At 75.6% G+C, this 13,715-nt stretch carries 11 protein-coding genes; 3 read left to right on the top strand and 8 right to left on the bottom strand.

Annotated elements, in window-relative coordinates; genetic code table 11:
- Positions 1-71: 71 nt before the first annotated feature.
- The 7 genes from EFE23_RS16270 to EFE23_RS16240 are packed head-to-tail and all read right to left on the bottom strand — an operon-like array spanning position 72 to position 8,371.
- Entirely contained in the window at positions 72-2,432 is a 2,361-nt protein-coding gene (locus tag EFE23_RS16270; RefSeq protein WP_123241778.1) for an AAA family ATPase, read from the bottom strand.
- A gap of 55 nt (positions 2,433-2,487) precedes the next feature.
- Positions 2,488-2,967, bottom strand: coding sequence for a hypothetical protein (locus EFE23_RS16265; RefSeq protein WP_123241811.1), 480 nt, complete (start codon positions 2,965-2,967; stop codon positions 2,488-2,490).
- Between the two features lie 43 nt (positions 2,968-3,010).
- The gene (locus EFE23_RS16260; RefSeq protein WP_123241777.1) at positions 3,011-3,757 is read right to left on the bottom strand and encodes a GTP-binding protein; all 747 of its coding nucleotides are present in this window, start codon (positions 3,755-3,757) and stop codon (positions 3,011-3,013) included.
- On the bottom strand, positions 3,735-4,184 hold the full coding sequence (locus EFE23_RS16255; protein WP_123241776.1) for a DUF742 domain-containing protein: 450 nt from the start codon (positions 4,182-4,184) through the stop codon (positions 3,735-3,737). Before EFE23_RS16255 ends, EFE23_RS16260 begins: the two co-directional genes overlap by 23 nt.
- Positions 4,181-4,645: a roadblock/LC7 domain-containing protein gene (locus tag EFE23_RS16250; RefSeq protein WP_123241775.1), complete on the bottom strand. Its 465-nt coding sequence runs from the start codon at positions 4,643-4,645 to the stop codon at positions 4,181-4,183. The genes EFE23_RS16255 and EFE23_RS16250 overlap by 4 nt, the downstream gene beginning before the upstream one ends.
- Positions 4,642-7,218: a sensor histidine kinase gene (locus EFE23_RS16245; protein ID WP_123241774.1), complete on the bottom strand. Its 2,577-nt coding sequence runs from the start codon at positions 7,216-7,218 to the stop codon at positions 4,642-4,644. The genes EFE23_RS16250 and EFE23_RS16245 overlap by 4 nt, the downstream gene beginning before the upstream one ends.
- Entirely contained in the window at positions 7,205-8,371 is a 1,167-nt protein-coding gene (locus EFE23_RS16240) for a hypothetical protein (RefSeq protein ID WP_123241773.1), read from the bottom strand. Before EFE23_RS16240 ends, EFE23_RS16245 begins: the two co-directional genes overlap by 14 nt.
- Before the next feature lie 376 nt (positions 8,372-8,747).
- Between EFE23_RS16240 and EFE23_RS16235 the strand changes: the two genes are divergently transcribed.
- From EFE23_RS16235 to EFE23_RS16225, 3 genes are all read left to right on the top strand, one after another.
- Positions 8,748-11,618: an alpha/beta fold hydrolase gene (locus tag EFE23_RS16235; RefSeq protein WP_123241772.1), complete on the top strand. Its 2,871-nt coding sequence runs from the start codon at positions 8,748-8,750 to the stop codon at positions 11,616-11,618.
- A complete protein-coding gene (locus EFE23_RS16230; protein WP_123241771.1) occupies positions 11,618-12,505 on the top strand; it encodes an ABC transporter permease in 888 nt (295 codons plus the stop codon). The genes EFE23_RS16235 and EFE23_RS16230 overlap by 1 nt, the downstream gene beginning before the upstream one ends.
- 144 nt (positions 12,506-12,649) lie before the next feature.
- Positions 12,650-13,096 carry a DoxX family protein gene (locus tag EFE23_RS16225; RefSeq protein ID WP_123241810.1) on the top strand — a complete coding sequence of 149 codons (447 nt, stop codon included), beginning with the start codon at positions 12,650-12,652 and terminating at the stop codon, positions 13,094-13,096.
- Between the two features lie 137 nt (positions 13,097-13,233).
- Here the strand turns inward: EFE23_RS16225 and EFE23_RS28195 are convergent.
- A partial coding sequence (locus EFE23_RS28195) for a hypothetical protein (protein WP_199737102.1) occupies positions 13,234-13,715 on the bottom strand: 482 nt, incomplete at its 5' end.

Genomic DNA, 13,715 nt, shown 5'->3' with positions numbered 1-13,715 from the left:
CCCGCCCCTGGAGCTGTCGATCATGAAGTTGGCGGCGATGTGGATCTCCGTTACTGCCGCTAACTTCATGATCAACCGGATGGGGGCGGTGAGGGCGGTGAGGGGGGACGGGGGTGGGTGGGGGTTAGGGAGGGGCGGACGCGGGTGCGGGCCGTTGCGACGTGGGCGGCGGTGACGGTGGTGGCGGTGAGGGACTCGCGCATGGCGGCGAGCGCCGCCTCGCGGATCAGGGCCGCGCAGTCCGCCGCCGAGAAACCCGCCAGATCCTCGCCCAGCGCGGGCAGGTCCACGTCGGCGGCGAGCGGGACGTCGCGGGCCGCGGCCCGCAGGATCTCGCCGCGGGCCGGGCCGTCCGGCGGCGGCACGTACACCAGCCGCTCCAGCCGCCCGGGGCGGAGCAGCGCCGGGTCGACCAGTTCGGGCCGGTTCGTCGCGCCGACCACCACCACGTTGCGCAGCGCCTCCACCCCGTCCAGCTCGGTCAGCAGCGCGGCGACCACCCGGTCGGCCGTACCCCCGTCGGTGGCCTGGCCCCGGACCGGGGCGAGCGCGTCCACCTCGTCCAGGAAGACCAGCGTGGGCGCGGCCTCGCGGGCCCGGCGGAACAGCTCGCGCACCGCCCGCTCGCTCTCCCCGACCCACTTGGAGAGCAGCTCCGCGCCCTTCACCGACAGCACGTTCGCCCGGCCCGCGCCGGCCAGCGCGGTGACCAGGTAGGTCTTGCCGCAGCCGGGCGGCCCGTAGAGCAGCACCCCGCGCGGCGGGGTCACCCCCAGCCGGGCGAACGTGTCCGGGTAGGTCAGCGGCCAGAGCACCGACTCGGTCAGCGTCTCCTTGACCTCGTGCAGCCCGCCCACGTCCGCCAGGGTGACCGAGGTCAGCTCCAGGGTGGACGCCGCCATCGAGGTCGGCCGCACCACCTCCAGCGCGGCGCTGAAGTCGGCCATCGCCACCGTCGGCGTCTCCGCCGACTTCTGCCGCAGCGCCGCCCGCACCCCGGCCTCGCGGACCAGCGCGGCCAGGTCGGCGGCGACGAACCCCGGGGTACGCCCGGCCACCTCGTCCAACCGGACGTCCGGCGCGAGCGGCACCTGCCGGGTGAGCACGGTCAGCTGCTCCCGACGGAGCGCGTGATCGGGCAGCGGGACGCTGATCCGGAGCGACAGCAGATCCGGAGCGCGCAGCGCGGGGTCCACCGCCTCCGGCCGGCCGGTGGTGCAGACCACCGCCGCCCCGGCCCGGACCGTCTCGGCGACGACCTGCCGGAACACCGTGGCCAGCGGGCCGGGCTCGTCGGCCGGGGCCAGCGCCTCCACGTCGGACACCAGCAGCACGGCGGGCCCGTCGGCGCGTACCGCCTCGGCGGCCGCGCGCAGCCGGCGGGCCGCCGCGTCGTTGCTCAGCGCGGCCAGTTCGGGGGCCCAGACCGGGCACACCCGGGCGCGTACCCGGGCGGCGACCGCCCGGACCAGCGCCGACTTGCCGGAGCCGGCCGGACCGCTGAGCAGCACCCCCAGCGCGACGGTGGTGCCGAGCCGGCTCAGCACCTCGCGGTGGTGGAAGCCGAGGTCGAGCAGCTCGGTCAGCTCCTCGGCCTGGGCCCGCAGCCCGGGCAGCTCGTCCACGTCCGGCGCGTCCTCGGGACCGACCAGGCCACCGGCCGCGGACTCCGCCCCGTCCTGCCCCGCGCGGGAGCCGGCCGCTGCGCCGGCCGAGAGCGGGTCGCCGGCCAGGGTCGGGCCGGCGGATCCGGCGGGAGCCGGCCACCCGGCCGGCGACGGCGTTCCCGGCCCGGCGGCCGGACGGTCGATCAGCCGGCCGGAGGCGTCCTGCCTGACCGGGCCCGAGCCGCGGGTGGCCGCGCCGTGCTCCCAGCCGACCACGGTGTCCATGGTGACCAGCGCACCCGTCTCCGGCTCGGCCCCGACCACGGTGAGCAGGGTGCTGGTCCAGGCGTACCCGACGGAGGTGGCCAGGCTGCGCCGAGCGGCCTCGACCAGGCCGCGGACCGCGGCGTCGGGAAGCACGTCCTGGGGCAGCAGCGAGACGTCGTCCCCGGCGGTGACCACCTTGCCGAGCAGGGCGAGGCGGAGCATCTCCGGGGAGACCGCGGCGACCACCGCGACCGGGCCGGTCAGGGTCACCCGGCGGGCCGGGACGACGGGCAGCGGGCTCACCGTCACCTGCCCGCCGTCCCGGACGCCGAGGTTGCCCAGGAGCAGGTCGTCGGCGTACAGCAGGGCGGTGCTCGCGGACGGCTCGGCCGGGGCGACCACGCCGGCGGTCACCCGGCGGCCGGCCAGCCGCACCGGGTCGCCGGGGCGCAGCGCCAGCGCGGTCAGCACCTCCGGGTGCAGGCGGACGACGCCGCGCCGGGCGTCCAGCGCCGCCGGCCGCAGGCTCGCGGTGAGGGTCAGATCGGGTGCCGCCACCCGCCCGACAGTAGCCGCCGGCGCCACCCCGTGCCCCGCGGTGCCGCCCGCCGGCTCACCGCGGGCCGGTGTCCTCCAGCAGCGACGGGTCGCGCCGGATCAGCTCGGCCAGCCGGGCCGCCGGATCTCCGGCCATCCCGTCCTGGCCGGGGGCGGGCACGGTCTTCACCGACATCGGCCAGGCCGGCGGCGGCGCCGGCGCGGGCGCCGGACCGACCGTCACGGCTGGGCCCGACCAGGAGACCCGCAGCGGGTACGTGTGCCCGCCGTGCTCCACCCGCAGGGTCACCGCCAGCCCGGGGTGCTCGGCGACCACCCGGCGGACCGCCTCGGCGATCTCCTCGACCGGGTCCCGCAGCTCCGGCCGGGTCCCCCCGCGCAGCCGGTACGCCCCGTGCCCGTCCCGCCCCACCGACGTCGCCGGCTCAGCGTCGTCCTCGTGCTCCGGCTCCTCCCCGGGCACCGTCGCCCGGCGGCGTAACGCCTCGTCGCGGCGCGCCAGCCGGGCCAGCGTCTCGTCCAGATCCCCTCTCATCACGTGCACCCCTTCCGTGAAACGGATCCCGCCGACGGCCGGTTCAGGCGCCCCGGTCCCGGGTCGCCCGGTCCAGCGCCCGATCCAGGACGACCAGCAGCGCGTCCCGTACGGAGAGCCGGTCCCGGGCGTCGAACTGCACCAGCGGCACGTGCTCGCCGATCGCCAACGCCCAGCGGATCGACGGCAGGTCGAGCGCCAACCGGCCGTCGAAGGCGTTCACCCCGACCGCGAACGGCAGCCCGGCCCGCTCGAAGAAGTCGACCGCCGGATAGCAGTCGTCGAGCCGCGCGCTGTCCACCACGACCAGCGCGCCGAGCGCGCCGCGCGCCAGGTCGTCCCACATGAAGCCGAAGCGGGCCTGGCCGGGGGTGCCGAAGAGGTAGAGCTTGAGGCTGCGATCGATGGTCACGCAGCCGAAGTCCATGGCGACGGTGGTGGTGGTCTTCGCCGAGTCGGCGCCCGGGTCGTCCACGCCGATGCCGGCGCTGGTCATCTCCGCCTCGGTGGTGAGCGGGGCGATCTCCGAGATCGAGCCCACCGTGGTGGTCTTGCCCACGCCGAAGCCGCCGGCGATGAGGATCTTCACCGGGACCGGCGCCCGGGTGGCCGACCGCCGGGTGACGGCCGGCGCGCCGACCCCCGGGGGCCGGTACGGCGGCGGCGGCGGTACGGCCGGGCCGGTGGCCGGCGGCGGGGCGGCCGACGCGCCGTACCGGGCGGCGGCGCTGTTCGCGCCCGGCCCGCCCACGGCGGCGGCCGGCCAGTCAGGAGATCGCACGGAGTCCATCAATCACTCGCAGGATGATGTCGGGATCGAGGGCGTCGTCGACGTCCCCCACGTGCACGTTCAGGTGACCGGCGGCGCGCAGGTCGCCGACCAGCACCCGGGTCACGCCGAAGTGCAGCCGGGTCCGGGCGGACAGCTCCGCGACCGAGATCGGCTCGGCGCAGAGCGCGACGATCGCCGCCAGTTCCGGGTCGAGCCGGGTGAGGACCGCCCACGCGCCGCTCTCCGGTCGGGCGGTCACCTGCGTCTCCAGGCCGATCGCCGGGTCGCCGGCCACCCGGCCGGCGGTCAGCACGAACGGTCGCGGGGCGGGCGGTTCCGCGCCGGCCTCGTCCGACTCCCGCCCGGGCGGGGACGAGCGCAGGTACGGGCGGATCCGGGCCCCGGGTTCCGGGTCCGGATCCCCGCCGGCCAGCTCCGGGATCATTGCTGGACGGCGTTCTTCAGCTCGGCGATCAGCGTGGGGGTGAGCGCCCCGCCGGCCCGGCCCGCGAAGAGCGTCATCTCGTACGCCACGGTGCCGAGGTTCGCCGAGCGGTCGGCGACCACCCCGAGCACCGAGCCGCTGCTGATCGCGCTGATCAGCAGGTAGCCGTCGGCCATGTCCACGATCACCCGGTTGAGGCCGCCCAGCGCGTACCAGCTGGCGGCGCCGCCGGCGAGGCTGGTCATGCCGGAGACCACCGCGGCGAGCCGTTCCGCGTTGGACCGGTCCTTGATGGCGGACATGGCCATCAGCAGCCCGTCGGAGGAGACCGCGATCGCCTCCATGACGCCGGCCGTGCTGGAGGTGAACGAGTCGAGCAGCCAGTTGAAGGTGCGCGCCTCCGGGCTGAGCTCCCCGGCGGTGCTCTGGTCGACGTTGTCGTGCAGGAAGGGGCTGGTCACCGTGATGGGTCCTCTTCGTAGCGGCGGTCTGGACTGACTTCGCGCAGAGCGCGGGCGACGCCCGCCTCGAACTCGGTGATGAGGTTGCGGACCTCGGCCGGGTCTCCGGGGTGCGGGCTGGCCGGGGGTGCGGCCATCTGGGACGTTGCGACGGCCAGGTTCGCCCCCGGCACCCGCCGGCAGAGTTGGGGCCGGCCGGGGGTGGGCGCGGCCGTCGGGGCGTCGCCCTCGGCCCGGCGTACGCCGTCCTGGAACGCCTCGACCAGCGCCCGGACGGTGGCCGGGTCGGCGGCCGTGACGTCCACCGGCCCGACGGCCGGACCGCTCGGGGGCAGGTTCGCCCCGGGCACCCGCTGCCGGATGAGCGGCCGTTCCCGGGCCGGCTCGGTCGTGGCGCGGGCGGCGGCCGGCTCCGCCGCGCCCGGCGGCGGCATGACCGGCGGCGGGGTGACCGGCGGCGGCGTGGCCGGCTCGGCGGCGGCGCCGAAGGCGTTCCAGGGCCGCCCGGCCTCGATGCTGCGGGTGGCCCGGTGCAGCGGCACCGGATCGAACGGCGGCTGCTCCTCGTCGGCGCGGCCGCCCGCGGCGATCGGGCCGCCCGCGGCGATCGGGGTGGCCGGACCGGCCGGAGCGGCCGGGGCGATCGCGGTGGGTGCCAGCCCGGGGAAGGCGCGCCGGTCCCGGGACGGCACCGCGGCCCGCGCGACGGTGGCGCCGGCCCGGTCGGGCCGGCGGATCACCAGCAGCGCGGCGGGGATCTCCAGGCGGGCGGTCACCCCGCCGCCGGCGGTCGGCGCGAGGTCGACGGTCCAGCCGTGCCGGCGGGCCAGCCGGCCCACCACGAAGAGCCCGAGCACCTCGGTCGGGGCCAGGTCGAGCCGTTCCCGGCGGGTGAGCCGGGCGTTCTCCTCGGCGAGGCGGTCACCGGTCATCCCGATGCCCCGGTCCACCACGCGCAGCCGCGCGCCGCCGTCGGTCAGCTCGCCGGCCACCACCACCCGGGTGTGCGGCGGGGAGAACGCGGTGGCGTTCTCCATCAGCTCGGCCAGCGCCAGCACCAGGTCGCCCGCGATGGCGGGGGCGGCCGACACGCCCGGCGGGACCCGCACGTCGACCCGGGTGTAGTCCTCGATCTCGCCGAGCGCGAGGCGGACCGCGTCGGCGAGCGGCACCGGCGCGACGTGCCCGTCGGTGCCGGCGGCGCCGGAGAGCACGACCAGGCTGCCGGCGTTGCGGCGCAGCCGGCTGGAGATGTGGTCCAGCCGGTACAGGTGCTCCAACCGGCCCGGATCGGTCTCCTGCCGTTCCAGCCGGTCGATCAGGGCGATCTGCCGGCCGACCAGGTTCTGCGTACGGCGGCCGACGTGGCCGAACATCTGCGCCACGTTGCGCCGGCCGGCCACCTGCCGCTCGACCAGCCGGGCGGCGGTGCGCTGCACCCGCTCGAAGGCGCGGGCCAGGTCGCCGATCTCGTCCCGGGCCCGGACGTCCACCGGATCGAGGCGGACCGGCTGCGCCGATTCGGCCTCGTCGTCGACGACCCGGGTCAGCTCGGCCTCGGCGACCCGGGCCACCCGGTCGGCGGAGCGGGTGAGCCGGCTCAGCGGCCGGGCCACCGTCCGCGCCACGGCCATGCTGAGCAGCACCACGACGAGCAGGATCACCGTGCCCGCCGCGCCGACGAGCCAGGCGGCGGTGAGCGCCTCCCGCTGGTCGGTGCCGGTCTCGGCGATCACGTCCGCGACGATCTTCTTCTCCACGAACTGGCCGAGCGTGATCATCGAGCGGACCGAGGGGAAGAGCGCGTCCAACGGCACGGCCGCGATCGCCGCGACCGGGTCCCGCACGCTGTCGGTGAGGAAGGTTGGGCTGGTCCGGGCCGCCACCGCCGCGTCGTCCAGCATGGCCAGCTGGTACTGCTCCGGCGTGATCAGCTGCCGGAACCGCCGGTTGTCGACCTGCAGAGCGGCCATGCAGGCGATGTACGCGGCCGACACCTTGGCGTCGCCGGTGGCCTTCACCAGCACGATGAGGGTGGCGCAGGCGCCCAGCCCCTCGTCGGCACGGAGCAGCGCGTCCAGCGCCAGCACCTGCCGCCCGGCGGAGGTGGTCGTGTCCACCGCGAACGGCAGGCGGAGCGCCTCGATCAACGCCATGTCGACCGCGCCGAACGCCTCGAGGATCCTGGTCGGGGTGGTTCCGCCGGCCAGCACGGCGGTCCGCAGGTCGGCCAGCTCGCGTACCCGGTCGAGGGCGGCGACGACCGCACCGGGCAGCGACTCGGCCCGGAGGTCGGCGACCCGGTCGTCCACGGTGGCCGACTTCCGGATCAGCTCGGTCCGGGTCACCCGGCCGAGCAGCAGTCCTACCGAGAGCAGCCGCTCCTGCTGTAGGTCCTGCACCAGGCTGCCGATCCGGCTGGCCGTCCGGACGGTGTCCGCGGTGTCCGCCGCCCGCTGGGCGGCCGCGACCCGGTCCAGCACCACCGGCACGGCCAGCCCGACCATGCTGAGCAGCGGGATGATGACCAGCAGGGCGAGCTTGCCCCGGATCCGGAGCCTACCGAGCAGCATCGAAGGGCCTCCACCGGTCGGGCTCGCCGCCCCGGCCGGTCCCGACCGGCTCGAGCTGCCCGTTTCGCGGCGCCGGGGCCTGGCCCGGCGGGGCGGGCTCCGGCAGGGTCGGCGGCTCCTCCGCGGCGGCCTCGCGGCCCGCCCGGCGCAGCGCGGCGAGCTGCGTCCCGGCCAGTACGACGAGCAGCAGGGCAGCCGCCCCGACCGCGCCCACGGCCAGCCGGCGGTCCCGGTCGAGGCGGTCGAGCCGCGCCCTCAGCAGCGCGTCGAGCTGGTCGAGGATGACGGTGCGGAGCTGTTTGGCGGCGGCCTGGGCGGTGCTGCCGGCGGCGGTGAGGCGGGCCGGGTCGGGTGCCGGGGTACCCGCGTCCGGCGCGCTGTACGCGCCGAACGCCTCGACCGAGCGCTGGTAGGTGTCCAGTGGCGTGAGCACGTTGGCACCCAGGTCGGTGCTCTCCGAGTTGTCCACCGCGGACCGCAGGTCGGCGACCAGGTCGGTGGCCGGGCCCAGCGCGGCCACCCGGAGTTCGGCCAGCTCGGCACCGGTCTTCGCCCGCTCGGCGGCCGGCTGCCCAGGGGCCAGCCGGGACAGGTCCGCGAGCCGGCCGGCGATCACCATGGCGGTGGGGAGGTCCCCGCCGATGGCGTCCTGGAGGAAGAACGAGTCCGCCTGCGGGTCGCGGATCAGCCCGGAACTCTCCCGCACCTTCCGGTACAGGGCCAGCAGCAGGTCGGTGACCTCCCCGTACGCCTGGTAGGCCGCCCCCGGGTCGGTGAGGCCGCGGTCCGGCAGCGCCTCCAGCTTGGCCCGCAGTCCGGCCCAGCGTTCGTGGCTGCGCAGCTCGTCGCCGTCGGCGCTGTCCAGCCGCGCCACCTCCTCGACCGCGGCGCTGAGCGCCACCCGGGAGACCGGCCGCCCGGCGACCGCGGTGGACTGGGCCTCCACCAGCGCGTCGGTCAGCGGGCCGAGGGCGCGCAGGTAGCGCACGCCGAGCCGTTCCCGGGCCGCCAGGTCACGGTCGTCGCCGGTGTGCCGGTCGGTCTGCGTGAAGAGCAGCCCGAGCGGTGCCAGCAGGGCCAGCACCAGCAGCAGGGGCAGGGCACGGCCCGCCACGGAGGGCCGCCGACGGACCCGCGGCGCGAGGACGGTCATGGTCTGTCTCCTCCGGCGACGGCGGGTGACGCTCCGGTGGCCGGGAGTCGCCGTGAGCGGTCCCGTTCACCGGACCGGAAAGTAGTCGACCCGTGGGCGGGTGTGACGGTGGTCGTCGAGTCGGCTTCACGTCACTTCGGGCCGCGTCACGTCTCGTTGATCATTCCGACACGCAGCGTTCCGGGCGGTCGCCAGGTTGCCCGGATCGGCGGCGATTCGCGAGCGTAGATGTGAATTCGCGGGATTCGAATTCCTCGCGCTGAGACGCCTCTGGACCTTCGGCGGTCGACGGATCGCGGGCACCGAACGGTGCAACCGGACGGACGTACGGCGGATCTCAGGCGACGCTCAGCTTCCGCGCCGTACCGTGTGCCGCATGAGATCACCGCTGGACGCTGCCCGGATCCGGCGGGCCCTGGCCACCCGCCGGCGCCGGGTGGTCGCCGCGACCGTGGCGGTGGTCCTGGTGGCCGCCGCCGTGGCCTGGGCGGCCCGGCCGGGGCGACCCGGCTTCCGGACCGAGTCGGCCCTGGTGACCGTCCGCTCCGGACCGGACGGGAATGAGCCGGTCGACCTGGACACCACGCTCTACCTGCCGCGGGACGCCTCGTCCCGGCACCGGGTGCCGGCCGTGCTGCTGGCGCACGGCTTCGGCGGCACCAAGGAGTCGGTCCGGGGTGACGCCGAGGACCTGGTCGCCCGGGGGTACGCGGTGCTCACCTGGACCGCCCGCGGGTTCGGCCGCAGCGGCGGCGAGATCCACCTGGACAGCCCGGACCACGAGGTGCGGGACGCCTCCCGCCTGCTCGACCGGCTCGCCGCCCGCCCGGACATCCGCCTCGACGCCGCCGGCGACCCGCGGGTCGGCGTGGTCGGCGGCTCGTACGGCGGCGGCCTGGCGCTGCTACTGGCCGCGCAGGACCGCCGGGTCGACGCGATCGTCCCGATGATCACCTGGAACGACCTGTCCCGGGCGTTCCTGCCGGAGAGCACCGGCAAGGCGCCGACGGAGGGCGTGTTCAAGAAGGGCTGGGCCGGCATCTTCTTCGGCGGCGGCGGGAGCGCCGGCTCCGGCCCGTCCGGCAGCTCCGGCAGCACCGCCGGCCAGCCCGAGGGCGCTCCCGCCTCGGCCGGCGCGCCGAGCCCGCAGCCCGGGGCGGGACCGGGCAGTGGCCCCGGCCGGGCTCCCGGCGCCGCCGCCGACCCGGCCTGCGGCCGGTTCGCCGCCGACGTCTGCGCCGCGTACCTGCGGATCGCCACCACGGGCCGGGCCGACCAGGCGGCGGTGGACCTGCTCCGGCGCTCCTCCCCGGCCGGGGTGCTGGACCGGATCAAGGCGCCCACCCTGCTGGTGCAGGGGGAGGCGGACACCCTCTTCCCGCTCACCGAGGCGGACGCCAACGCGCGCGGCATCGCCGCCGCCGGCACCCCCGTCCGGGTGGCCTGGTTCACCGGCGGCCACGACGGCGGCGAGGGGCCCACGTCCGACTCGGACCGGGTGAAGTTCCTGACCGCGCAGTGGCTCGACCACTACGTCAAGGGCGAGGGCGCGTCGCCCGGCCAGGGCTTCACCTTCTCCCGGATCGCCGGCTTCGACGCGCTCGACCGCGGCCTGGTGGCCACCGGCTACCGGATCACCGACTACCCGGGGGTGGCCGGGCAGGCCCGCCGGGACGTCGCGCTGGCCGGGCCGCCCCGGACGATCGCCAACCCGCCCAACGGGAACCCGGCGGCGATCTCCGCGGTGCCGTTCGCCGGGGCGCTCGGCTCCCTGGTCAACGGGGTGGCCGGCGACATCCCCGGGCAGCACGCCCGGTTCGAGTCCGCCCCGCTGGCCGAGGCGGTCGACGTGGTCGGCGCGCCGACCGTGCGGATCCGGGCGGCCTCGCCAACCGGCGAGGCGGTGCTGTTCGTCAAGCTCTACGACGTCGACCCGAAGGGCGCGGCCACCCTCCCCGACGGCCTGGTCGCCCCGGTCCGGCTGACCGGCCTGCCGCGCACCGTCGACGCCGCCCAGCCGGTCACGGTCACCCTGCCGGCGATCGTCCGGCGGGTCGAGGCCGGGCACCGGCTGCGGGTCGTGGTCGCCACCTCCGACCAGGCGTACGCGACGCCGGCCGAGCCGGCCGTCTACCAGGTGGCCCTGGGCGACGGGCCGCTGACGGTGCCCACCGTCGACGCCCAGCCGATTCCGACCTCGGCCGCGATCTGGCGCTGGGTGCTGGTCGGCCTGCTCGCCGCCATCGCGGTCGGGCTCGTGCTGGTCGTCCTGGTGGTCCGCCGCCGGCACCGCCGCCAGGACAGCTCCGTGCACCCGGAGTACGCGGACGTCCCGCTCGCCGTCCGCCAGCTGCGCAAGGAGTACGCGGACGGCTTCGTCGCCGTCTCCAACGTGGATTTCGAGGTGCACCCCGGCCAGGTGGTCGGGCTGCTCGGCCCGAACGGCGCCGGCAAGACCACCACCCTGCGGGTGCTGATGGGGCTGACCCAGCCCACCGCCGGCGAGATCTACGTGTTCGGGCACCGGCTGGTGCCCGGCTCGCCGGTGCTCTCCCGGATCGGCGCGCTGGTGGAGGGGCCCGGCTTCCTGCCGCACCTGTCCGGCCTGGACAACCTGAAGGCGTACTGGCGGGCGACCGGGCGGCCGTGGGCGGACGCGCACTTCGACGAGGCGCTGGAGATCGCCGGGCTGGGCTCGTCGGTGCATCGGCGGACGAAGAACTACAGCCACGGCATGCGGCAGCGGCTGGCCATCGCGCAGGCCATGCTGGGCCTGCCGCAGCTGCTGGTGCTGGACGAGCCGACGGACGGGCTGGACCCGCCGCAGATCGCCGAGATGCGCCGGGTGCTCCAGCGGTACGCCACCGACGGCCGGGCGGTGCTGGTCTCCAGCCACCTGCTGGCCGAGGTGGAGCAGACCTGCACCCACGCGGTGGTGGTGAACAAGGGCCGGATCGTCGCCTCGGGTCCGGTCGAGGAGATCGTCGGCGAGTCGCCGAGCGTGTTGTTCGAGGTGAGCGACCCGGACGCGGCCCGGACCGTGCTGGACCGGCTGGGTGGCGTACGGGTGCTGCCCGACGGTGACGGCGGCCTGGTGGTGGACACGAACGGCACGGCCCGCAGCGACGTGGTGGCCGAGCTGGTCCGGGCCGGGATCGGGGTGGACCGGGTGGTGCCCCGGCGCCGCCTGGAGGACGCGTTCCTCGCCCTGGTCGGCGAGAACTCTCGGGGAAGCGGGGACCGGTGATGGGGATATCGACCTCGACGGGCACGGCGGACCGGGCGGGCGCGGCGGCGGGCTACCGGCCGTCGACGACGCTGCCCTTCCTGGCGGAGTTCCGCCGGCAGGCGTCCCGCCGGCGTACCCAGCTCACGTTGGGCTTCATGGTGCTGCTGCCGCTGATCATCCTGGTCGCCTTCGAGTTCAACTCCGGCGACGCGGACCGGCGCCGGAACAACGAGTTCGGCAGCCTGGTGGACCTGGCCACCGGGGGCGGGTTGAACTTCACCCTCTTCTCGCTCTTCGTCTCCTCGTCGTTCCTGCTGGTCGTGGTGGTGGCGCTGTTCTGCGGGGACACGGTGGCCAGCGAGGCGAGCTGGGGCAGCCTGCGCTACCTGCTGGCGATCCCGGTGCCCCGGGCCCGGCTGCTGGCGGTGAAGCTGCTGGTGGCGCTCGCCTACTCGGCGCTGGCCCTGCTGCTGCTCTTCGGCACCGCGCTGCTCGCCGGCACCCTCCGGTACGGCTGGTCGCCGCTGCGCAGCCAGGTCGCCGCCGAGCTGGCCCCGGGCGAGGGGCTGGTCCGGCTGTTCGCGGTGCTCGGCTACCTGGCGGTCGTCCTGCTGGTGGTCGCCGGCCTGGCGTTCCTGCTCTCGGTGACCACCGACGCCGCGCTCGGCGCAGTCGGCGGGGCGGTGCTGCTCTGGATCCTCTCCAGCATCCTGGACCAGATCACCGCGCTGGGCGGGCTCCGCGCGCTGCTGCCCACCCACTACAGCAGCGCCTGGCTGGGCCTGCTCTCCACCCCGGCGCAGACCGACGACGTGGTACGCGGCGCCGTCTCGGCGGTCGTCTACGCCACCCTGTTCTGGAGCCTGGCCTTCTGGCGTTTCACTCGCAAGGACGTCACCAGCTGATCCGTCGCTCCGGATTTGGGAGCGTTCCCAGAGTCCGGACCAGTAACTACCCAGATCTTCCCACAAGCAAGGATTCAATTAAGCTCAATCTATTCAGGCTCCATTCTGGGGTTCATTCATTCACCATCATCGATGGAGGTCACGATGAACCCCGTACGGCTGCACAACCCCGTCCTGTCCCTGTTCCGCATGGTCATGGGGTTGCTCTTCCTCTGTCACGGCCTCGCGTCGGTCTTCGGTGTCCTGGGCGGCAACCGGGGTAGCGGGCACGCGATCCCGGCCGGCGAGTGGCCAGGCTGGTGGGCCGCGTTGATCCAGGTGGTCTGTGGCGCGCTGGTGCTCGTCGGGCTGCTGACCCGGCCCGCCGCGCTCCTCGCCTCCGGCTCCATGGCGTACGCCTACTTCACCGTGCACCAGCCGCACGGGCTGCTGCCGATCCGCAACGGCGGCGAGCTGGCGGCCCTCTTCTGCTGGTCGTTCCTGCTCATCGCCGTGTTCGGCCCGGGCGCCTGGGCCCTCGACGCGCTCCTGTCCCGCACCCGGGCCGCCGCCGATGTTCCGGCGGTCGACCGCTCCTCGGTCCCGGTCTGACGCTCGCGCCGAGGGCCGGCGACGGCGCGGTCCTTGATCGACTCGGGCCGCCGCAACCGTGCCTTGATCGACTCGGGCTGCCGCAACCGGTGGTCTCCCGCTTCCGGGAGGCCCCGCGCTGCGGCAGCCCGGGTCGATCAGCCGGTGTACGGCGCGTCGGTGTGCTTGACCTCGGTGACCGTGATGCCGGAGAGCTGGTAGACGGTGGTGCGCCTGAGGTCCAGCTCGGCCATGCTCTTGCCGTCCGAGCGGGTCAGCCAGACCACGGTGGCCCGCTGGCCGGAGACGCTGATCGAGGTGACCGGGTTCCGGTCGCCCAGGTCGACCAGGCTGCGGTAGGCCGGCTTGCCGGCCGAGTTGTGCCAGAAGACGACGCTCCAGAACTGCCCGATCCCGCCCGTACGCAGCAGCACCGTGCCGACGGCGTCGGCCGCGCCGTCGCCGTCCAGGTCGCCGATCCCGCACGGCTTCTGCAGCTCGACGGTCGCACCGTCCTCCCCGCTCCAGACGCCGTCGAGCAGGGGGATGTAGTCCGGGTAGCCGTTGAACGGCACCTTGGCGCTGCCCAGCTGGGCGCCGCCGAGTTGCTTGCAGGTGAGCGCCGGCGCCTTGGGCGGGG

The organism is Micromonospora solifontis, from assembly GCF_003725545.1.
GTDB classification, from domain to species: Bacteria; Actinomycetota; Actinomycetes; order Mycobacteriales; family Micromonosporaceae; genus Micromonospora; species Micromonospora solifontis.
The sequence above is the reverse complement of the archived record's forward strand: the minus strand, read 5'-3'. Positions and strand labels throughout refer to the sequence as shown.